Genomic DNA, 19,779 nt, shown 5'->3' on the forward strand with positions numbered 1-19,779 from the left:
AGGAGACGAGGACCATGCCGACCATGACCGAGGCCCTGCCCGTGCGGGGCGCGCCGTGCTGGGTCAATCTGCTGGTGCGCGACCTGCCCGGCGCGCAGGCCTTCTACGCCGCCGTGCTCGACTGGAAGTTCGACGGCTCCGGGATCCCGGGGGAGGGCTTCTCGGTCGCGCTCGCCGACGGGCGTCCGGTCGCCGGTATCGGGGCCCGCTCCCCCTTCCTGGCCGCCCCCACGGTGTGGACGCCGTACTTCGCCTCCGCCGATGTGAACGGCACCGCCGACCGGATCCGCGAACGAGGCGCGACCGTCGCGGTCGGCCCGCTCGCCGTGGGTGAGGGCCGGGCGGCGATCGCCTCCGACCGGGACGGTGCCGTCTTCGGGGTCTGGGAAGGCGCCGCACCCGTCTGGTCGTCCGGCGCGGCGGGCACTTCGCCGTGGCTGGAGCTGTGGACCCGGGACGCCTTCGAGGCCGCCCTGTTCTACGGCGAGGTCTTTTCCTGGCCGCGCCCCGGGCCGGACGCCATCGACGTCGCGTACGAGGAGGAGCAGGTCGTGGCCCGTGTCTCCGGTCGGCCCATGGCCGTACTCTCCGGCGGGGCCGTCGGCAGCGCCCCGGACCCGAGGATCCGGCCGCGGTGGATCGTCCACTTCCCGGTGGAGGATGCCCCACGGGCGGCGGCGCAGGCGGACCGGGCCGGCGGAGAGACCTTTCCCGCGCCCGGGGTACGAAGCTCCGAGTACGTCGTCCGGGACCCGGAAGGAGCGCTGTTCACCGTGGCCGAGGGCGCCGGTGTCTTCGGGGGCGGGGGCACTCCGGGCGCGACGGCTGACTCCGCCCCCGGCTGACCTGGCTCCCGGCTGACCTGGCCCCCGGCTGGCCCGCCCTCAGCCCGGCAGAGAGGCGAAAGGGCTCTCGTCCAGGCGGGCGAGCAGGTCCGCGGTATCCCGGAAGACCACGTCCGCCCCCGCCGCCTCCAGGTCCGCGCGCGGAATGCCGCCCGACAGCAGCGCCACCGCACGCACCCCGGCCCGGTCCGCCGCCTGCATGTCCCACACCGTGTCCCCCACGAACACCCCCTGACCGGCACCGACGCCGGCGAGCTCCAGTGCGAGTCGCACGGGTTCCGGGGCGGGCTTGCCCTCGTCGACGTCGTCCGAGCTCGCCGTGTCGTCGATGGCCTCGTCCGCGTCCACCGCCCGCCGCAGCGCCGTCAGCTCCCCCCCGCTCGCCGAGGTGGCGAGGACGACCCGCCAGCCGCGCCCGGCCAGGGCTCGCAGCAGATCACCCGCGCCCTGGAAGGCGGGGAGGCGGTCGAAGTACGTCCCGTAGAGCACCTTGTGCGCGGAACTGATGGCCGAGTCCTGGTCGGGGTCCCGGTCCGCGCCGAGCAGCCGCTCGATCAGATCGCCGGAACCGAGGCCGATCGCCCGGTGGATGTCCGGCATCGGCACGGTGTGCCCCGCCTGCCGGAACGCCTCCCACCATGCCACCACGTGCAGGTGGTTGGTGTCGGTGAGCGTGCCGTCCACGTCGAAGATCGCCGCGCCTGCCATGTGCACCCGCTTCCTCCGCTGCGTGCTCCGCCTGTCCATCTGGCCCGCCGAACGCGGGTCAGCCCCGTCGTCCTCCGCCGTCCTCGTCGTCCGCGACGTGCACGGCGGCCTCCTCGGCCGATGCCGCTCCGCCGTCGATGCCCACGTCCTCGGCGAAGATATCGGTGTTCCGGCCCGTGGCGTCGTCCGCCGCGGCGAGCCTCCCGGCCCGCGCGTCACCGTCGATCCGCTCCTGCGGCTCGCCGTCGCCCTCCGCGACATCGCCGATACCGTCACCGTCCGGCGGCTCCACGTCCGCCACCTCCTGGGCGAGCCGCTGGTCGAGCGATTCACCCTCGCGCTCCTCCTCGCCCGTGGTGCCGAACTTGTCCACGCCCAAGGGGCGTTCGGGAGGGGAGTAGCCCTCTTCCATCTGGTCGTCCAGATCACGTTCGCCGAGCGTGTTCTCCAGGTCGAGATCGTCGTTCGGCGGATCCTGGCCGTCATCGGCCTGGGGCTGGTACACATCGTCACCGCGTGCTTGGTCGCTCACGGCGTCCTCCTCTGCGTAGGGTCCATCCGCTGCACGGAGACGTCGTCAGCGCCCGAGAGCCTTCCGCAGCTCGTCCTTGTTCATGGAGGAGCGCCCGTCGATGTTCTTCTTCTTCGCCTCTTCGTAGAGCTGGTCCTTCGTCGGGCCCTGCGCACCCTGGTGGGAGCGTTCGCCACCGCGCTCGTACGCGGACTTCTTGTCCTGCGTCGACGTCTTGCTCGCGGTCTTCGACTCGCCGGACCGGGCGCGCTCCTTGTTCACCGTCCTGGCGGCGATCTCCTTGGCGCGCTTGTCGGAGGTGCCCCGCTCCTCCTGGCTCTCCTTGATGTGCTCGTACTGGCGCTCACGCTTCGCATTCGATCCAGCAGGCATATGACGTTCTCCTTCTCCGTCCCGTCGGCCGCACGGCCGCGAGACCTCCATCGGAACGGGTGAACTACCCGAGGGACGCCCACCCGCGTTTCCCGTACGAGCCCCAATAAACCGCGCCGCGAGGAAGGGGGCACGCCCATCGAGTCGTTCCGCGTCCACTGGAGTGAAGGCACCTCGGGGAGTGGCGGACGTTCTCTCGGTGCGGCGCCGGGGGCTGTCTTCCCAACCCGTCGGCGCCTGAGCTCCGCGTACGCCGGATACCTGATATGGGGAGTACCCCTCGCCAGGGCGCTAAACGTGTCCGGGAACACCGGCCCGGGACGGGTGGGCGCGCCTCCCACGCTTGCATGAATCGCGTAGTGCTGGGCACAGTTGTAGAACGAGGTCAGGAAGCGGCCGGCTCGAATGCTCCGCGTCCCCTCGGGTGAGCCGTGCTGTTCCCGGATCACTCCTCGTCCTCCTTCTTCCGTCCGAATGCGTGCCACCCGGTCATGCGCGATACGCGCTGTCGGTGTGTCGCTGTCTGTCGGTTGTCCGTCTCGGGAAAGCTGTCCGCGCTCGTTCACTTCGTCGGGCGCCCTTGGTCGTGAGAGAAAGGCAGAGCGCGATGCTGATGGCACACCCCGCGGTTCTCGAGGAACTCCTGCGCCGCTACGAAGAGTTGCGGGCGCGGTACGGCGGGGGCGACGAAGGGCTGTCCCGCAGTCTGGAGGACGTGACCTACACGTTGTGCGTCTCCACCGGGACCCGTGACATCGCCGCGGCGCTCGTCGCCGCCCGCGAGCAGCTGCAGCGCTCGGCCCCGAGAGGGAAGGCGCCGGCGTCCGCCGCGGTCCCCGCCTGACGAACCGCCCGCGTCGGTTCCGCCGGGCCACCCCGCGTGCGGTCTCGTTCCGCCGGGCCACCGCGCGCGAGGTCTCAGGGACGCGGGCGCAGCCGGGGGGCGCTCACCGGCGGATCGCCCGAGACGCTGCCGACGAGTTGTGCGCAGAGGTCACGGAGTTTCACATTGCGGTGCTGCGACGCGGTGCGCAGGGTGCCCAGAGCCTCTTCGGCCGAGCAGCGACGCTGACTCATGACGATGCCGATCGCCTGGTCGATGACCGTGCGCGACTGCAGGGCCCTCTGCAGGTCCGAGGTGAAGGTCTGGGCGTCGGAGAGCCGCTGGGCCAGCGCGATGGCACCCGTCGCCTGGGCGGCCAGGTCGCGCAGAACGCCGAGGTCGGCGTCCTCGAAGCCTTTCGCCTCGGGCGAGTAGATGTTCAGCGCGCCCGCGGTGTGGGAGTGCGCGGCGATCGGCAGGGAGAACGAGGACAGGGTCCCGGCGGCGACGGCGAAGGCCGGGTAGCCGTTCCAGCGGGCCTCGACCCGCATGTCGACCACACTGACCTCATGTCCTTCGCGCAGAGCCTCCAAGCAGGGGCCGTCGTCCTGCCCGTACTGCGCCTCGTCCAGGGCCGGCGCGCTGGTTCCCGCGCTCGCCACGGTCAAAGGCCGGTTCTCCCGCTCCAGCGTGATGCCGCAGCCCTCGGCTCCGGGAGCGTTGCCCAACGCTTCCTCGGCCAGCGCCTGGAGGAAGTCCTCCAGCGTGTCGGTCTCCAGCAGCAAGGAGACGAGGTCGGGCGTCCCGGATGGCAGGGCGTCGGTCATGGTGGCTCCCTTCCGGGCCAGGGCCCTTGCAGCCAGCATGGCACGATACGAGAAGCGGCGTCGCAGCCCCGCTGGGGACGCGCCCCGGCCGCGCGCAGGCCGAAGAGGCGGCGAAAAGTGGTGTCGGACACCCCGACGGCGGGCAGACGCGGAGCGAGGTCAGGAAGCGGCCTGCCCATCAGTCTGCCGCCCCGCCCGGCCTGCTTTCCCGGAGTACACGATGTCCTTGCTGAGCTATCGCCTTGACGAGTCCCATGTGGTCGTGGAGCTGTGGGAGGCCGTCGACCCCGACAACGAGTCGACGATCGAGCAGGAGCTTGGCCGGCTGCTGCCCTGCTGCGGTCCGAGCACCGTCATCGTGGACGTCCTCACCCCTGTGCTGACCCCGCGTGCCCTGGGCGTGCTGCTGCGCGTGCGCGGGGCCGCCGAGCAGCGCGGCGTATCGATCGCGGTGGTGGCCAGGCACGGGACGGCGCGTGAGGTTCTGAGTGCCGCGGGACTCAACCGCCTCCTCCGCGTCGCGTTCAGCCTCCCGGGCGCCGAGCTCAGGAGCCGGGGGTGCGGACCGGGCGCCGACGCCTCCCGTAGGGAGCAGGCCCGGGAACGGCCGGACCGCCGGATCGCCCTGCCGGACATCGCCCGGCGCCCGCGCAAGGCGGTGGGGCCGTACACCGACACGTCCCTTCCGCGTCTTCCCGGAAAATGAATGCCGGGGGGTGAGAGGCCGGGGCCCCGACGTCCGCAGGCGCTCTCCGACCCTCCTGGCCGCGCCCCGCGACGCCGGGCGGACCGTGGCGGCCGAGAGGGCATAATGAAGCGCTGGAGGTCAGGAAACGGCCCTTGAGATTTCTTCCTGCCTCCTTGGAGTTCCCGTGAACCACGCTCTCCCCCGCCGCTTCGCCGCGGTCGCCGGCGCTTCCCGCCCGGTACGCATCGCGGCTTCGGCCGCCCGCAGCCGACCCCCGTCGGCCCGGCCTCTTCCCCGGGGAAGCCTCAGCAGTCCTGCAACCACGGCCGGTGACGCGCCCGCCCTTCCGCGGCCACCGCTCACCCACGTCTGAAACGCCCGCCGCACGCCCGGCGCCTGTCCCAGGTGCCGGTGCTTCGGTGGAGGTTGCCCTGTCCCAGCGGCCCCGGACTGCGCCGCACCAGCTCTGCCCCGCCCTTTCGGGAGGCGGGTCACCGCCCAGAACGAGATGAACATGACTGACAGGCCCGTGGCCGAGGCGCCGGACGCGACCGCGCTGCTCCTGGAGACGACATCGCTGGACGAGTTCCTCCGCGCGCTCGCCCGCAGCGCCCTGGCCCTGGTGGAAGCGGCCGACGGGTGCGGCATCACCCTGGAGAGACAGGGGCGTCCTGTCACCGTCTCCAGCGTGGGTGCCTCCGCCACGAAGCTGGACGAGGCCCAGTACGGGCAGGACGACGGCCCGTGCCTCCAGGCGATGCGCACCGGACTGGAGGTCAGCGTTCCCGACACGCTCCGGGAGAGCCGCTGGGCCGACTACCCCGCCTACGCCGCCGTCTGCGGCGCCCGGTCCTCGCTGTCGCTGCCCATCGCCCCGCACAGCCACACCGCCGGGGCCCTCAACCTGTACGCGCCGGTCCCGGGCGCCTTCGAGGAGGCCGACCTGACGGCCCTGCGGCTGCTCACCGCGCAGGCCACCGGCGCCATCGCCCTGGCCCAACGCATCGCCGACACCGAGGAGTTCGCCGCCGACCTGGAGGCCGCCCTCCAGTCGCGTACGGTCATCGACCAGGCGATCGGCGTGGTCGTCGGCCAGCAGCGCTGCACCCCGGAGAAGGCCTTCGAGGTCCTGCGTACGGCATCCCAGCACCGCAACGTCAAGCTCCGGGTGCTCTGCGCCGAGCTGATCGCCAGCATCACGGGCGAAATCCCGCCCGAGGCGCGGATCCAGCCCCGGGCGTGACGCGCCGTCGGGCGGCGGTCCGCCGGGTCAGGACGCCGGGTAGGGGTGGTCGGCGAGCAGCCGGGCCAGGTGGACGGTGTTGGCGGCGAGTGTGCGGGTCGTCGATGCGACGGTCTCGGGCGTCTCGTCCAGGTCCTGGTAGTCGGTGCCCTGCATGGCTTCGCCGACCCAGTACGTGACCGCCCCGGGCGCCAGGGAGAAACCGACGTCGTCGAGCCCCTGGAAGAGGTCGGCGCTCACCTTGTGGGCCCCGTCCTCGTTGCCCACGACGGCCACGGCCGCGACCTTGCCGTAGAGGTAGGGGCGGCCCTGGTCGTCGGTCTCGGACAACTCCCCGTCCAGACGCTCCAGGACGCGCTGGCAGAGGCTGGAGGGGTGGCCGAGCCAGATGGGTGTGGCGATCAGCAGGATGTCGGCGGCCAGCATCTTCTCCCGGATGGCGGGCCAGGCGTCGCCGTCGCCCATGTCCACCTCGACACCCGGGCGGACGTCGTGGTCGGCGATCCGGACGATCTCGCCCGCTACCCCGTGGCGCTCGAACTCGGTCATGACCTGCTCGGCGAGGTGATGGCTGCTGGAGCGGGCGGGCGAGGCGTTCAACGTACAGACGAGGGCGAGTGCGCGCATGACGGTATGTCTCCTTCGGGCTGACGGGCGGGGAGGTGCCGGCCGGGGGCACGGCGACACTGGTGCCCCGTCAAGCGCGCGGGCACGCACGGGTACCCGGAAATGCCCCGATCGGAAGGGGCCCGGCATTCCCTCGCAACGGCCGTTTCTGTTTGAACCTCCGCACAGGGGTAGACGGCGCAGAACCCTGCCACTCGACGAGAGGAATCCCTGTGTCCCGAGATCAGCGCAAGAACATTTTCGTCATCGGAATGGACGAGGCCAACCTGCGCACTCTGGAAGCCGTTCCGGACGCCGACGAATTGCGCCTCCACCCGCTCCTCAGCCTCAAGCAGCTGCAGGAGGACGCCACCACCGTCGACGAACTGCTGACCCGCGCACGTGCCGTGCTCGACGCGCACGAGGGCAGCATCGACGCGATCGTCGGCTACTGGGACTTCCCGGTGAGCACCCTCGTCCCCCTCCTGAGCAAGGAGTACGGGACGACCAGCACCAGCCTCGAATCCGTCGTCAAGTGCGAGCACAAGTACTGGAGCCGGCTGGAACAGCAGAAGGTCATCGACGAGCACCCCCGCTTCGGCATCGTCGACCTGGACAGCGACGATCCGCAGCCGCCGGAGGGGATGAGCTTCCCCATGTGGCTGAAGCCCGCCCTGGCCTACTCCTCCGAGCTGGCCTTCGGCGTCTCGGACATGGAGGAATTCCGGACGGCGGTCGCGGAGATACGCGGGGGAATAGCCCGGGTCGGAAAGCCCTTCGAGGCGATACTCGATCTTCTGGAACTCCCGCCGGAGATGGCGGGCGTGGGGGGCCAGGTCTGTCTCGCCGAAGAGACCATGACCGGAATCCAGGTGGCCGTCGAGGGATATGCGCACAACGGCGAGGTCACCGTCTACGGCGTCCTCGACTCGATCAACTACCCCGACTCCTCGTCCTTCCTGCGCCACCAGTACCCGAGCACCCTCCCGGCCCCCGTCATCCAGCGACTGCACGAGGTCAGCGAACGCACCATGCGGCAGATCGGCATGGACTCCGCCACCTTCAGCATCGAGTACTTCTACGACCCGAAGACCGGCGACATCAGCCTGCTGGAGATCAACCCCCGGCACTCCCAGTCGCACGCGGAGATGTTCAACTTCGTCGACGGGGTGCCCAACCACCACCGCATGTTCCGGCTCGCCCTGGGCGGCGACCCGGCCCTCCCGGCGGGCGGCGGCCGCTACAAGGTGGCCGCCAAGTGGTACTACCGCTGGTTCGGCGAGGGGCGGGTCCACCAGGTGCCCACCGCCGAGGAGATCGCCGCCATCGAGCGGGACATCCCGGGCGTCCACATCGACATGGTCCCGTCAGAGGGCCAGCGGCTCTCCTCGGTCAGGGCCCAGGACAGCTACAGCTACGAGGTCGCCCACATCTTCACCGGCGGGGACGACGAGGACGACCTGCGCCGCAAGTTCGACGCGTGCGTCGCCGCCCTCGGCCTGAGTTTCGACGAGACGGAACCGGGCGGGCGCGGCCGGAATTCTTCGTGACGTCCCGGGTACCCGTCCCCACCGGACCCGACGTCAGGAAGGACCCTGCCACCCGTATGCGATTCGTCGAACAGCTCCCGTACGAGACCGAGGTAGAGGACCACGTCACCATCACCATGGCGGACGGGGTGCGGCTGTCGGCCAGGATCTGGCGGCCCGTCCCGTCCGACGGGGAGCCGGTGCCCGCGGTCGTGGAGTACATCCCGTACCGCAAGAACGACCTCACCTCCACCCGGGACGCCATCCACCACCCGTACATCGCGGGCCACGGCTACGCCTGCGTACGGGTGGACCTGCGCGGGACCGGGGAGTCGGAGGGCGTCCTCCTGGACGAGTACCTGGAGCAGGAGCAGCGCGACGCCGAAGAGGTGCTGGCCTGGGTCGCCGCCCAGCCCTGGTGCGACGGGAACACCGGGATGATGGGCATCTCCTGGGGCGCCTTCGCCGCGCTCCAGGCGGCGGCGCGGCGGCCGGAGAGCCTGAAGGCCATCGTCATCGCCTCGTTCACCGACAACCGGTACGCGGACGACATGCACTACCTCGGCGGTGCCATGCTCTCCGACAATCTCGCCGAGGCCGGGACGATGTTCGCGTACGCCACCTGCCCCCCCGACCCCGCGGTGGTGGGGGACCGGTGGCGGGAGATGTGGCAGGAGCGGCTGGAAGCCGCCCGCCCCTGGGTCCTGGAGTGGCTCCGCCACCCGCACCGCGACGCCTACTGGCAGCACGCCTCGCTCAGCGAGGACTACGCACAGCTGCAGTGCCCGGTCCTCGCCTCCAGCGGCTGGGCGGACGGCTACTCCAACGCGGTCACCCGGCTGCTGGCCGGCGTCGACGTGCCCCGCAAGGGGCTGATCGGCCCCTGGTCGCACAAACTGCCGCACCTCGGCGAACCCGGCCCTGCCATCGGCTACCTCCAGGAGGTCGTCAAGTGGTGGGACCACTGGCTCAAGGGCATCGACAACGGCGTCATGGACGGGCCGATGCTCCGCACCTGGATGCAGGAGAGCGTCCCGCCCTCCACGTCGTACGAGGAGCGCCCCGGCCGCTGGGTCGCCGAACCCTCCTGGCCGTCCCCGCAGATCAAGGAGGTGGTGCACCCGCTGCGCGGCGCCACCATCGTGACGGCGGACGAGGAGGAGCCCCTCCCGCGCGGCCGTACGCGTACGGTGCAGTCACCGCTCTCCGTCGGCCAGTTCGCGGGCAAGTGGGCCTCCTACAACGCCCCGCCCGATCTGCCCTACGACCAGCGCGAGGAGGACGGCGGCTCCCTCGTCTTCGAGACCGAACCGCTCACCGAACGGGTGGAGATCCTCGGCTCGCCCTCCGTCGGCCTGGAGGTCTCCGCCTCCGCCCCCGTCGCCCAGATCACCGCCAGGATCTCCGACGTGGCCCCGGACGGCCGCGCCACCCGGGTGACGTACGGCGTGCTGAACCTGACGCACCGGGAGAGCGACGAACACCCCGAGCCGCTGGAGCCCGGCCGCCGCTACCCCGCCAGGATCACGCTGAACGGAGTAGGACAGGCGTTCCCGCCCGGGCACCGCATCCGGCTCTCCCTCTCCACGTCGTACTGGCCCCTGGTCTGGCCGGCCCCGGAACCGGCCCTGCTCACCGTCCACGAGGACGGCGCCGCCCTGACCCTGCCGGTACGCCCCGCCGAGGAGCCGGACGGCATGCCCCAGGCGTCCTTCGGGGAACCGGAGGGCTGCCGGCCGCCCCCCGTCACCCGGCTCACCGAGCCCGAGCAGGCCTGGAACGTGTCCAGGAGCCTGGTGGACTACCACTCCGCCCTCGACATCGTGAAGGACCGGGGACTCCAGCGGTACGAGGACAACGGCGTCGAGGTCGGGCTGCGGGCCTGTGAGAGGTACACCTCCGTGGCCGACGACTTCTCCTCCCTGAGCGGCCGTTCGGCGTGGACCATGACCTTCTCCCGGCCCGGCTGGGACGTCCGGGTCGAGACAAGCACCGTACTGACGTCGAACGCCGAGGAGTTCAGCGTCGACGCGACCCTGGACGGTTACGAGGACGGCCGCCGGGTCTTCTCCCGCACCTGGAACGAGACCGTCCCCCGGGATCTAGCCTGACCGCAACTACTGGCACGGGCCTGGTGTGATGCACCATGTGAGGCGCATCACGCCATCAGCCTGCCATCGCGGCGGTCCGCGACAGGCGATCTGCCGGGCACGACAGAGAGAATGAGACCGGACGTGTCGATCACTACCGAAGGTGCGGTGTACGGGTGTCTCGGCGTCGGGGCCCTCCTCGCCGCCGCGCTGCCCCGCCTCCTGGCCCGACTGCCGATCTCCGTACCGATCATCTTCGTCGCCCTCGGCGGAGCCCTCTACCTGACGCCCTTGCCGCTTCCCGAGGTCGATCCGGTCGCCGACCGGATCTGGGTGCATCATCTGGCCGAGCTCTGCGTGATCGTCTCCCTGATGGGAGCGGGCCTGGCCATCAACCGTCCCTTCGGGTGGCGCTCCTGGGCCACCCCATGGCGACTGCTGGGACTGACGATGCCTTTGACGATCGGGGCGACGTCGCTCGCCGTCTGGTGGCTGCTCGGCTGGCCGGCCTCCGTCGCGCTTCTGATGGCTGCGGTCCTCGCGCCGACGGACCCCGTACTCGCCTCCGAGGTGCGCGTGGGGGAACCGTCCGACGAGAAGGAGGACGAGGACGAGGTCCGCTTCGCCCTGACCGGCGAGGCCGGACTGAACGACGGGCTCGCCTTTCCCTTCGTCGCGGCCGCGATCGCCCTTGCCGCGGCTGGAGAGAGCTGGACCGCAGGGTGGATGACGCACTGGGCGTGGGACGACTTGCTCCTCCGGGTCACTGTGGGCGTGGTGGTAGGCATCGCCATCGGGCTCCTGCTGGGCCAAGTGCTCTTCCGGTCCCGGGCCCGATCGCTTCGGCTTGCCGAACAGGGCGAGGGGTTCGTGGCACTGGCGGCGATGTGCCTGTCCTACGGCGTCGCCGAGATGCTGCACGGATACGGCTTCCTCGCGGTGTTCGCCACCGCCTGTGCCCTGCGGAGGTCGGAACGCAACCATGGTTACAACAGGGTGATGCACGACTTCGTCGACCAGGTCGAACGCCTGTTGATGGCGGTGCTCCTGCTCGGCCTCGGCGCCTTCGTGGCGTTGGGCGGCCTGGCCTCGCTCACGTGGAGGGGAGCGGCTGTGGGCGTACTGCTGCACCTTCTGATCCGGCCGGCCACCGGGTGGCTGGCCCAGCTGGGAGGGCCGGGCCTGCCGACGGAGCGGGTGGCCACCGCCTTTTTCGGTATCCGCGGAATCGGGTCCTTCTTCTACCTCGCCTATGCCTGCGGGGAAGGCGACTTCGGACCGTACGAGGACGAGATGTGGGCGGTCGTGGTCTTCACCGTGCTGATGTCCGTGGTCGTCCATGGGGTCGCGGCGGCTCCTGTCACCGCGTACCTCGACCGACGCGCGGGGAAGGCCGCGGCTTCCTGACCGGAAGCGCGGCAAGGTGCGAGGAAACGCCTTTCCTCCCGGCCGGTCCGTCCGGGACCTGGTCCCAGGGCCCAGCCCAGGGTGGGCACCCGATCCGGACGGAGGGTCGGCCGCGTCGGGCGTGCCTCGACACCGGAGCGCTGGAGCAGGGCCCGGTGAAGACCGAGCCCTGCTCCAGCGCAATTCGGAGCGGGATGGTGGCGATGCGGCAAGAGGGTTGCTTCATGGCGGTTCTTGCCACGGACGACGGCTTCCGGGTCCGGCCACCCCGCCGGCCGGCGTCAGGGAAGTGGTGTGCCGCCGGTGGCGTTCATGATCTCGCCCGTGATGAACGAGGCGTTCGCGGAGGCGAGGAAGACATAGGCGGGCGCCATCTCGGCGGGCTGCGCGGGGCGGCCCAGTGGGCTCTGCTTCCCGAACTCCTCGGTGTCCGGCAGGGTCGCCGGGATGAGCGGCGTCCAGACGGGCCCCGGGGCCACCGCGTTGACGCGGATCCCGTCGGAGGCCAGCATCTGGGCGAGCCCCTGCGTGAACGTGACGATCGCGCCCTTGGTCATGGCGTAGTCCAGCAGGTGGGGGCTGGGCTTGTACGCCTGCACCGAGGTGGTGTTGATGACCGAGCCACCCGCCGGGATGTGCGGCAGGGCGGACTTGCACAGCCAGAACATCCCGTACAGGTTGGTCCGCATCACCCGGTCGAACTGCTCGGTCGAGATCGCGGAGATCCCGTCGGGCTGGGACATCTGGTACGCCGCGTTGTTGACCAGCACATCGATGCGGCCGAACTCCGAGACGGCCCGCTCGACGAGGGAGCGGCACTGCTTCTCGTCGCGGATGTCACAGACGAGGGTCACTGCCGTCCGCCCTGCCTCCTCCACCAGGCGGGCGGTCTCGTGCGCCTCCTTCTCCTCCTCGGGGAGGTAGGTGAGCAGCACGTCCGCACCCTCACGGGCGAAGGCCAGGGCGACCGCACGGCCGATACCGGAGTCGCCCCCGGTGATGACGGTCTTCCGGTCGGTGAGGAGGCCCGAGCCCCGGTAGGAGTCCTCGCCGTGATCCGGCGGCGGATCCATGGGACCGGTCCAGCCCGGGTGCTCCTGGTCCTGCTCCGGGAAGTCCGGGCGGGGGTGGAGCCGGTTCGGGTCCTGCGGCTGTTCGCTCCTCGTCATGGTGGCCTCTCTGCTCTGCGTGATCTGCGTCCTTGGCGGTGGTACGTCCGCGGGAGGCTCCGATCCTGCGTTCTCCGATGCGGTCCCGCGCTCCGAGGCGGCGGCCGACGGCCCTGCGGGTACCCCTCCTGGGCCGGCTCACCCGCCCGCGGGACAGGGGCCCGGCCGGGCGGACGGGCCGATGCGCGCGTCCGCCCCGCCGGCCGGGCTGGGCTGGGCTGCCGCCGGCGTCACGGGTGGTCGGGCTGCTCCTCCGGCGGCGTACCGCCGCCGGGGCCGCCGCCCTTCTCGCCCTTGTCCGTACCGTGGGCGCGGCCGCTGCCGCGGGGCGTCCCCGGCTGCTTGGCCTTGAGTTCGGCACTGTCCTGAGGAGTGCCTCCGCCCTTGTCGCTGCGCCGCTGTTCGGGCTGCTGCGGGTTCGCCATGATGATCGCTCCCTTGCTCCGTACGCTCCGTACGTTGGGGTCAGGTGGTCACGCAAGGGTGGGTGCCCTGCCTTACCCAGGCGAAACGTCCCATTCTCCGCGCGCGCGGAGAAGTGGGTCGGGGGAGAACCGCTCAGGCTGCCCAGTGCCCCGGCCTGTGCAGAGCGTCCGGGATCCTGGTCGCCCCGTCGCCCCGGGCCGCGTTGAGCTGCGGCTGGGTGAGGAAGAGGGCACCGGTCAGATCGGTGCCGCTCAGGTTCGCGTCGCGCATGTCCGCGCCGATCAGGTCGGCCTCGCGCAGGTCGGCGCCCGAGAGGTCGGCGGCGATCAGGCAGGCGCCGCGCAGGGTGGCTCCGCGCAGCCGGGCGCCGCGCAGCCGGGCGCCGAGGAGGTCCGCGCCCCGGTGGTTCTTCTTCCTGCCGGGGACGGCGGCGCGGGCGAGCTCGCTGGCGCGCAGGAGGTGGGTGTTCACCTCGGCGCGGAGGGCCGGCACGTCGACGGCGAGGAGGGCTTCGGCGGTGTCCCGGGTCAGTGCGTCGAGCCGGTCGTAGGCGCCGCGCAGGTCGCGGTGGACGGCCCCGGCCGCCGTCAGGTCCAGGGCCTCGGCCGTGTACCGCAGCAGCTCGTGCAGCTGCCGCACCACGGGGAAGACCTCGTACATCGTGCGGGCGGAGTCCGGCTCGCTGCGCCAGCTGCGGCCACCGAAGGTGACCTGGGAGACCTTCTGGCCCGCCCCGAAGCAGTCGAACACCGTGCAGCCGGGATAGCCGCTCTCACGCAGCCGCTCATGGATTCCGCAGCCGAAGTCCTCCTGGAGGTTGGAGCACGGCGTCCCACCGGCCTTGTCCGCGGCGAAGTCCGCCGAGCGGGCGAAGGGCAGCGCCACGCAGCACAGGCCGAAGCAGCTCCCGCAGTCGGCCTGCAGGTCGGGGTGGCCGGCGTGCGGAGTGGTGTGGGACAAGGCGGTGGTTCTCCTGCCGGGGGAAGGGGCCCGGCGGGCGGCGCTGGGCGGGGCACCCATTGTCCCTCGGGTGCCGGAGGGCCGAGCGCGGGGGAGGGGGCCCGGGTGAGCCGTGTCTCACCCGGGCCCCGCGACTTGTCTATGCAACGAGTTGCATAGAAGGATCGCGGTATGGCGCTCGAACACGCGATTCTCGTCTCCCTGCTGGAGAAACCCGGCTCCGGCTATGAGCTGGCCCGCCGGTTCGAGCGGTCCATCGGCTACTTCTGGACCGCCAGCCACCAGCAGATCTACCGCGTCCTGAGCCGTATGGAGGCCGACGGCCGACTCGTCGTCCGCGAGGTCGAACAGCAGGGCCGGCCGGACAAGAAGGAGTACTCCGTCGCCGGCCCGGGCCGCGCCGCCCTCGCCGAGTGGCTGCACAAGCCGATCGAGCCCGAGAGCCTGCGCCACGACCTCGCCGTCAAGATCCGGGGCGCCGCCTTCGACGACCCGGCCGCCCTGGTCCGCGAGGTCGAGCGTCACCGCCAGGTCCACCGGGACCGGCTCGCCCACTACCTCGCCGGAGAGGTGCGCGACTTCACCGGTCCGGAGGCGCCCGCACCCCCGGACCCGGGCCAGCAGCTCCAGCACGTCGTGCTGCGGGGCGGCATCGCGTACGAGCGCATGACGATCGCCTGGCTCGACGACGTACTCGACACCCTCCACCGGCTCGGCCGGCGAGCGCCGGAACCCGGCGCCTGAACCGCTCCCGGCGCCACACCCGTACCACCGCGTCACTTCCGTACCACCGAAAGAACCCTCAACCCTCCCGGAAGGCGATCTTCATGGCTGAGTCCGCGTCCCTGCTCTTCAACCCGCGCACCTACGACCCCCAGCACTTCGACCCGGAGACCCGCAGGCTGCTGCGCGCCACCGTCGACTGGTTCGAGGAGCGGGGCAAGCGCCGGCTGATCGAGGACTACCGCTCCCGCGCCTGGCTGGGCGACTTCCTCGCCTTCTCCGCCAAGGAGGGCCTCTTCGCGACCTTCCTCACCCCGGCCTCCGCCGCGGGGAACGAGGAACAGCGCTGGGACACCGCCCGGATCGCCGCGCTCAACGAGATCTTCGGGTTCTACGGCCTCGACTACTGGTACGCCTGGCAGGTCACCATCCTCGGGCTCGGCCCGGTCTGGCAGAGCGAGAACGCCGACGCCCGCGCGCGGGCGGCCGAGCTCCTCTCCCAGGGCGAGGTGTTCGCCTTCGGCCTCTCCGAGAAGACCCACGGCGCCGACATCTACTCCACCGACATGCTGCTCGAGCCGGACAGCGAGGGTGCCGGCGGCTTCCTGGCCTCCGGCTCCAAGTACTACATCGGCAACGGCAACGCCGCCGGTCTCGTCTCCGTCTTCGGCCGCCGCACCGACGTCGAGGGCCCGGACGGGTATGTGTTCTTCGCGGCCGACAGCCGCCACCCGGCGTACCACCTGGTGAAGAACGTCGTCGACTCCTCGAAGTTCGTCAGCGAGTTCCGGCTGGAGAACTACCCGGTGGCCCCCGCCGACATCCTGCACACCGGCCGCACCGCCTTCGACACCGCGCTCAACACCGTCAACGTCGGCAAGTTCAACCTCTGCACCGCCTCCATCGGCATCTGCGAGCACGCGATGTACGAGGCCGTCACCCACGCGAGCAACCGCATCCTCTACGGCCGCCCCGTCACCGCCTTCCCGCACGTGCGCCGCGAGCTGACCGACGCGTACGTCCGGCTCGCCGGGATGAAGCTGTTCAGCGACCGCGCCGTCGACTACTTCCGCTCCGCCGGCCCCGACGACCGCCGTTACCTGCTCTTCAACCCGATGACGAAGATGAAGGTGACCACGGAGGGCGAGAAGGTCATCGACCTGATGTGGGACGTCATCGCCGCCAAGGGTTTCGAGAAGGACAACTACTTCGCCCAGGCCGCCGTCGAGATCCGGGGCCTGCCGAAGCTGGAGGGCACGGTCCACGTCAATCTCGCGCTGATCCTGAAGTTCATGCGGAACCACCTGCTGAATCCGGTCGACCACCCGGCCGTGCCCTCCCGCCTCGACGCGGCCGACGACGCCTTCCTGTTCCGGCAGGGGCCCGCCCGCGGTCTCGGCGCCGTACGCTTCCACGACTGGCGCCCCGCGTTCGACGCGTACGCGGAGGTGGCGAACGTCGCCCGCTTCCGTGAGCAGGCCGACGCGCTGTGCACGTTCGTCGAGACCGCCGCCCCCGACGAGGAGCAGAGCCGCGACCTGGACCTCCTCCTCGCCGTCGGCCAGCTCTTCGCCCTCGTCGTCCACGGCCAGCTGATCCTGGAGCAGGCCCGGCTGACCGGCCTGGACCAGGACCTGCTGGACGAGCTGTTCGCCGTCCTCGTCCGCGATTTCTCCGCGCACGCCGTCGAGCTGCACGGCAAGGACTCCGCCACCCAGGACCAGCAGGACTGGGCGCTCGGCGCGGTACGGCGCCCCGTCGTCGACGCGGCGCGTTCGGCGCGGATCTGGGAGCGCGTGGAGGAGCTGTCGGGGGCGTACGAGATGGCCGAGTAGCCGGCCGACTCACTCCGGAAGCGTCAGCCTGCGCGTGACGCGCAGCGCCGACGACAGCAGCTGGGCCCTGACCTCGCTGGTCCGGTACATCCGGTCCGAGCGGAAGGAGATGCCGAGCGAGCCGACCTGGTCGCCGCTGTACACACGTACGGCGACACAGGTCGTGCCGCGCCGGTACTCCTCCCGGTCCATCGTGAGCGGCCCCATCGGCGACGCGTCGAGCTCCCGGATCAGCTCCTCGCGGCGCGTGATGGTGTGGGACGTCAGGTCGGCGAGGGGATGGCGGGAGAGGTAGTTGGCGCGGGCCTCCTCGTCCAGCCCGCCCAGCACGCTCTTGCCCAGCGCGGTGGCGTGTCCCGCCTCCTCGAAACCCACCCAGAGGTCGGCCCGCGGGGTCCGTGGGCTGTCGACGATCTGGAGGACCCGGATCTCCCCCTCGTCGTACAGCGTCAGGTAGGCGGCGGCGGCGAGGTCGTCGCGCAGGGAGGTGAGGAGCGGGCGGATGCTCTGGCTCCACGCCCCGTCACCGAATCCCGCGCCCGGCGACGGGCCCCGGTCGGCGAGGGTGAACGCTCCGTCGTCCAGCTCGTCGAGGTAGCCGTCCTCGGCCAGTGCGCGCAGATGCTCCACGGCCACGGCTTCCGGCAGCTCCGCCTCCTTGGCCAGCTGCGCGGCGGGCGCGCCCGCCGGATGTGCCCCAGCGGCCTCCAGCAACCGGAGGTCCCGCTGGACGGACACGGTGGGCTCGGGGCCGGGCTGGTCACCCATGCCACCAGCATGGACCCGGCGCCGGGGCTTGGCATCTCCTGTACGGAAACCGTGGTGGGAGGGGGTCCGCGGTCGGGCCCCCTCCCACGCCCTCACCCCGTCACGGTGAACGTGGGGGATGTGCCCGTGAACGGCGTGATCTTCCCCAGCAGGTTCTTCGCGTCCCCGTGGTGCACGATCCGGTACGTGCCGGGGGCGGTGTCCGCCCCGATGGCCCAGGTGACCGTGGCCTTCGACGTACCGGTCAGACCGTTGACCCGGCTCCAGCGGTACGTGGTGCGCCAGTCGCCGTCGTCCAGCACCCGCACCCACTGCCCGCCCTCAAGACGCTGGACCTCCAGGAAGGTCCCGTCCCGGCGCACGTTGTTCTTCGGGTGCCCGGTGGCGAATTCGACGGTCGCCGTGGAGCCGCGCGCGTACGACGAGGCCGGTGCGGTCAGCACCGAGCCGAAGGACCTGCCGAGCGGCGGGTTGTCGTACACGACGCCCGTCTGGAAGGTGAACTGCCGGGCCGACTCGTCCGGCGGTGCCGTGCCCCGGCCGATGGCGGTGCCCTGGCGCAGGGAGGCCGCGACCCGTGCGTACTCCTGCTGGTAGGCGGGGAGCGTGTTGCGGCCGTAGAGCGTGGAGCCGCCCTCGTAGTTCTGGGTGTCGTACTCCTGCGGCGTCGTCACGTACTGGCTGTAGGCGTTGGCGTACCCCTGGAGCAGCACGCGCTCCAGCGGGACCCCGAGCTCCTGGGCCACGGTCCGGCGGACCCGGAGCCCGGCGGTGATCGTGAACTCGCCCGGGCCCGCCACCAGGTACAGCTCCCCGATCCTCATGATCTGGAGCGGGAGGATCTTCGGGGTGACCGGGTGGACGTTGCTCAGCAGGCCCGTGGGGACCAGGCCGGCCTTCGGGTACTGGCAGGTCGCGAGCCAGGACGGGGTGTCGATGCGCAGCGCGTCGATGATGCCTGCGACCGGGGTGCGCGTGCCCTCCTCGAAGCCGGGGATCGCCGGGCCGTCCTCCACACTGCCCGCGAGCGTGGACGCGCCCACGACGGCGGGACAGGTGCGCTGCTCCTTCCCGTCCGTGGTGTACTCCCCGCGTACGGTGACGTTCTCCATGTCGACATAGGTGAGGCGGGCGTCGACCCCGCCGGTCACCGGCCGCGCACCGGCGTACACCTCGCGGGCCTTGTCCAGCTGGCGCTCACCGATGATGCGGGTGTTCTCGAACTCGTCCTCCGTGGGCCCCGACCCGGGCTTGAGATGGAGGTTCGGGGACATGTCGCCCGCGTTGGTGTTGGGGAACGCGGCGACGAATCCCGGAGTGTCGTCGAGATAGCGCACGCCCTCGTGGTCGTGCTCCCAGGCGTAGGCGGCATAGCCCTTGTTGTCGGGGCTGATGAGGGTGTTCTTGTTGGTGATCGAGGTGTTGTGGGTGGCGAACCAGCTGATCGCGCCCGCGTCCTTGCCGCCCTGCCGGAACCGCAGCACGGTCATCGCCGGGTCGATCCCGTCGGGGAAGGCCGCCCGGTCGGCCGCCGGATTGCGGTCGAAGGCCTCGCGGGAGCGGTTGACGCTGGCGTTGGTCAGTCTGCCGGTGCCCAGGCTCAGGGTGCCGGGCTTCAGGTCGTCGTGGGCCTTGGCGACGGACTCGGCGATGCCGTCGACGATCGCCCGGTAGGTGCCGTTCTGGAAGCCGAGCACGGAGAGGTTGTACGCGACGTGGTGGGAGTAACCGCCGGGGCCCGAGTGGGTGTGGGTGGCGGAGAGCAGCACGTTCTCGTCGCCGTACAGACTGCCGTAGCGCTCCTTGAGGCGGGCGATGACGCCCTGCTGCACGGACTGGAAGATCATCGCGAGGTCCGCGCTGACGTACACGACGCGCTTGCCGGTCGCCCGGTCGACGACGACGTACGCGCGTGACCTCTGGCGCTGGTGGATGCCGGAGGTCTTCTGGTCGAAGCTGGAGTAGCCCATCATCCCGGTCTCGGCGGCCTCCCCGGTGACATCGGCGATGCCGCGTCCGACGAGGTAATCCCCGTCGTCGGCGGCCTGTGAGGCCGATGCGGCGGAGGGAGCGCCGAGCGTGAGGGCTCCCAGCGCGGCGGCCAGAGCCAGTGCGGGGAGCCGGTGACGGGAGCGTCGAGGGGCGGGGGGGCGGTGGCATCGGACCTCCTGGGGCGGGAGACGTGCGGGACCCGGGGCCCGGTCGGTGGCTCACCGACATCGGCGGGA

19 protein-coding genes are annotated in these 19,779 nt (G+C 71.2%); 9 read left to right on the forward strand and 10 right to left on the reverse strand.

From position 1 onward, the window contains the following. Positions 1-14 precede the first annotated feature (14 nt). Positions 15-845: a VOC family protein gene (locus tag ABZ154_RS05450; RefSeq protein ID WP_356829272.1), complete on the forward strand. Its 831-nt coding sequence runs from the start codon at positions 15-17 to the stop codon at positions 843-845. Positions 846-884: 39 nt separating this feature from the next. On the opposite strand, the gene ABZ154_RS05455 is transcribed toward ABZ154_RS05450, so the two are convergent. Genes ABZ154_RS05455 through ABZ154_RS05465 form a run of 3 tightly spaced genes read right to left on the reverse strand, consistent with a single transcriptional unit; the run spans position 885 to position 2,457 of the window. Beyond that, positions 885-1,553, reverse strand: coding sequence for an HAD family hydrolase (locus tag ABZ154_RS05455; RefSeq protein ID WP_356829274.1), 669 nt, complete (start codon positions 1,551-1,553; stop codon positions 885-887). A gap of 58 nt (positions 1,554-1,611) precedes the next feature. Next, a complete protein-coding gene (locus ABZ154_RS05460; protein ID WP_356829276.1) occupies positions 1,612-2,085 on the reverse strand; it encodes a DUF5709 domain-containing protein in 474 nt (157 codons plus the stop codon). 45 nt (positions 2,086-2,130) lie between these two features. Next, positions 2,131-2,457, reverse strand: coding sequence for a plasmid stabilization protein (locus tag ABZ154_RS05465; RefSeq protein WP_356829278.1), 327 nt, complete (start codon positions 2,455-2,457; stop codon positions 2,131-2,133). 607 nt (positions 2,458-3,064) lie between these two features. On the opposite strand from ABZ154_RS05465, the gene ABZ154_RS05470 reads away from it, so the two are divergent. Next, a complete protein-coding gene (locus ABZ154_RS05470) occupies positions 3,065-3,301 on the forward strand; it encodes a DUF5133 domain-containing protein (protein ID WP_356829280.1) in 237 nt (78 codons plus the stop codon). 74 nt (positions 3,302-3,375) lie between these two features. Here ABZ154_RS05470 and ABZ154_RS05475 read toward each other — a convergent pair whose 3' ends face one another. Continuing rightward, complete coding sequence (locus ABZ154_RS05475; RefSeq protein ID WP_356829282.1) at positions 3,376-4,107, reverse strand: GAF and ANTAR domain-containing protein; 732 nt, start codon at positions 4,105-4,107, stop codon at positions 3,376-3,378. A gap of 220 nt (positions 4,108-4,327) precedes the next feature. On the opposite strand from ABZ154_RS05475, the gene ABZ154_RS05480 reads away from it, so the two are divergent. Together ABZ154_RS05480 and ABZ154_RS05485 are read left to right on the forward strand one after the other, a co-directional pair. Further along, positions 4,328-4,813 carry an STAS domain-containing protein gene (locus ABZ154_RS05480; RefSeq protein WP_356829284.1) on the forward strand — a complete coding sequence of 162 codons (486 nt, stop codon included), beginning with the start codon at positions 4,328-4,330 and terminating at the stop codon, positions 4,811-4,813. Positions 4,814-5,303: 490 nt separating this feature from the next. Beyond that, the gene (locus ABZ154_RS05485; protein WP_356829286.1) at positions 5,304-6,038 is read left to right on the forward strand and encodes a GAF and ANTAR domain-containing protein; all 735 of its coding nucleotides are present in this window, start codon (positions 5,304-5,306) and stop codon (positions 6,036-6,038) included. Between the two features lie 27 nt (positions 6,039-6,065). Here ABZ154_RS05485 and ABZ154_RS05490 read toward each other — a convergent pair whose 3' ends face one another. Then, entirely contained in the window at positions 6,066-6,665 is a 600-nt protein-coding gene (locus ABZ154_RS05490; protein WP_356829288.1) for an NAD(P)H-dependent oxidoreductase, read from the reverse strand. Positions 6,666-6,877: 212 nt separating this feature from the next. Here ABZ154_RS05490 and ABZ154_RS05495 point away from each other — a divergent pair, with 212 nt between their 5' ends. The 3 genes from ABZ154_RS05495 to ABZ154_RS05505 all read left to right on the forward strand — a co-directional run bounded on the left by ABZ154_RS05495 (position 6,878) and on the right by ABZ154_RS05505 (position 11,670). Further along, positions 6,878-8,194 carry an ATP-grasp domain-containing protein gene (locus ABZ154_RS05495; RefSeq protein ID WP_356829290.1) on the forward strand — a complete coding sequence of 439 codons (1,317 nt, stop codon included), beginning with the start codon at positions 6,878-6,880 and terminating at the stop codon, positions 8,192-8,194. 56 nt (positions 8,195-8,250) lie between these two features. Next, positions 8,251-10,284, forward strand: a complete 2,034-nt coding sequence (locus tag ABZ154_RS05500) for a CocE/NonD family hydrolase (protein WP_356829292.1) — start codon at positions 8,251-8,253, stop codon at positions 10,282-10,284. Positions 10,285-10,407: 123 nt separating this feature from the next. After that, a complete protein-coding gene (locus tag ABZ154_RS05505) occupies positions 10,408-11,670 on the forward strand; it encodes a cation:proton antiporter (protein ID WP_356829294.1) in 1,263 nt (420 codons plus the stop codon). Between the two features lie 281 nt (positions 11,671-11,951). Here ABZ154_RS05505 and ABZ154_RS05510 read toward each other — a convergent pair whose 3' ends face one another. The 3 genes from ABZ154_RS05510 to ABZ154_RS05520 all read right to left on the reverse strand — a co-directional run bounded on the left by ABZ154_RS05510 (position 11,952) and on the right by ABZ154_RS05520 (position 14,225). Further along, on the reverse strand, positions 11,952-12,839 hold the full coding sequence (locus ABZ154_RS05510; protein WP_356829296.1) for an SDR family oxidoreductase: 888 nt from the start codon (positions 12,837-12,839) through the stop codon (positions 11,952-11,954). A 230-nt stretch (positions 12,840-13,069) separates the two neighbouring features. Then, on the reverse strand, positions 13,070-13,264 hold the full coding sequence (locus tag ABZ154_RS05515) for a hypothetical protein (protein WP_356829298.1): 195 nt from the start codon (positions 13,262-13,264) through the stop codon (positions 13,070-13,072). A 133-nt stretch (positions 13,265-13,397) separates the two neighbouring features. Next, the gene (locus ABZ154_RS05520) at positions 13,398-14,225 is read right to left on the reverse strand and encodes a pentapeptide repeat-containing protein (RefSeq protein WP_356829300.1); all 828 of its coding nucleotides are present in this window, start codon (positions 14,223-14,225) and stop codon (positions 13,398-13,400) included. A 171-nt stretch (positions 14,226-14,396) separates the two neighbouring features. Here ABZ154_RS05520 and ABZ154_RS05525 point away from each other — a divergent pair, with 171 nt between their 5' ends. Together ABZ154_RS05525 and ABZ154_RS05530 are read left to right on the forward strand one after the other, a co-directional pair. Further along, positions 14,397-14,969, forward strand: coding sequence for a PadR family transcriptional regulator (locus ABZ154_RS05525; protein ID WP_356829302.1), 573 nt, complete (start codon positions 14,397-14,399; stop codon positions 14,967-14,969). 83 nt (positions 14,970-15,052) lie between these two features. After that, positions 15,053-16,783: an acyl-CoA dehydrogenase family protein gene (locus ABZ154_RS05530; protein WP_356829304.1), complete on the forward strand. Its 1,731-nt coding sequence runs from the start codon at positions 15,053-15,055 to the stop codon at positions 16,781-16,783. A gap of 9 nt (positions 16,784-16,792) precedes the next feature. Here ABZ154_RS05530 and ABZ154_RS05535 read toward each other — a convergent pair whose 3' ends face one another. Next, positions 16,793-17,551 (reverse strand): IclR family transcriptional regulator C-terminal domain-containing protein, encoded by a 759-nt coding sequence (locus ABZ154_RS05535; protein WP_356829306.1) that lies wholly within the window; start codon positions 17,549-17,551, stop codon positions 16,793-16,795. A 92-nt stretch (positions 17,552-17,643) separates the two neighbouring features. Further along, on the reverse strand, positions 17,644-19,662 hold the full coding sequence (locus ABZ154_RS05540) for a neutral/alkaline ceramidase (RefSeq protein ID WP_356829413.1): 2,019 nt from the start codon (positions 19,660-19,662) through the stop codon (positions 17,644-17,646). Between the last annotated feature and the right edge of the window lie 117 nt (positions 19,663-19,779).

This window comes from Streptomyces sp. NPDC006261 (assembly GCF_040613515.1).
GTDB lineage: Bacteria > Actinomycetota > Actinomycetes > Streptomycetales > Streptomycetaceae > Streptomyces.

Excerpts from the sequence above, each read along its gene's own strand:
- ABZ154_RS05450 (WP_356829272.1), top strand. The coding sequence starts at position 15 with ATGCCGACCATGACCGAGGCCCTGCCCGTGCGGGGCGCGCCGTGCTGG.
- ABZ154_RS05455 (WP_356829274.1), bottom strand. The coding sequence starts at position 1,553 with ATGGCAGGCGCGGCGATCTTCGACGTGGACGGCACGCTCACCGACACC.
- ABZ154_RS05465 (WP_356829278.1), bottom strand. The coding sequence starts at position 2,457 with ATGCCTGCTGGATCGAATGCGAAGCGTGAGCGCCAGTACGAGCACATC.
- ABZ154_RS05470 (WP_356829280.1), top strand. The coding sequence starts at position 3,065 with ATGCTGATGGCACACCCCGCGGTTCTCGAGGAACTCCTGCGCCGCTAC.
- ABZ154_RS05475 (WP_356829282.1), bottom strand. The coding sequence starts at position 4,107 with ATGACCGACGCCCTGCCATCCGGGACGCCCGACCTCGTCTCCTTGCTG.
- ABZ154_RS05480 (WP_356829284.1), top strand. The coding sequence starts at position 4,328 with ATGTCCTTGCTGAGCTATCGCCTTGACGAGTCCCATGTGGTCGTGGAG.
- ABZ154_RS05485 (WP_356829286.1), top strand. The coding sequence starts at position 5,304 with ATGAACATGACTGACAGGCCCGTGGCCGAGGCGCCGGACGCGACCGCG.
- ABZ154_RS05490 (WP_356829288.1), bottom strand. The coding sequence starts at position 6,665 with ATGCGCGCACTCGCCCTCGTCTGTACGTTGAACGCCTCGCCCGCCCGC.
- ABZ154_RS05500 (WP_356829292.1), top strand. The coding sequence starts at position 8,251 with ATGCGATTCGTCGAACAGCTCCCGTACGAGACCGAGGTAGAGGACCAC.
- ABZ154_RS05510 (WP_356829296.1), bottom strand. The coding sequence starts at position 12,839 with ATGACGAGGAGCGAACAGCCGCAGGACCCGAACCGGCTCCACCCCCGC.
- ABZ154_RS05515 (WP_356829298.1), bottom strand. The coding sequence starts at position 13,264 with ATGGCGAACCCGCAGCAGCCCGAACAGCGGCGCAGCGACAAGGGCGGA.
- ABZ154_RS05525 (WP_356829302.1), top strand. The coding sequence starts at position 14,397 with ATGGCGCTCGAACACGCGATTCTCGTCTCCCTGCTGGAGAAACCCGGC.
- ABZ154_RS05530 (WP_356829304.1), top strand. The coding sequence starts at position 15,053 with ATGGCTGAGTCCGCGTCCCTGCTCTTCAACCCGCGCACCTACGACCCC.
- ABZ154_RS05535 (WP_356829306.1), bottom strand. The coding sequence starts at position 17,551 with ATGGGTGACCAGCCCGGCCCCGAGCCCACCGTGTCCGTCCAGCGGGAC.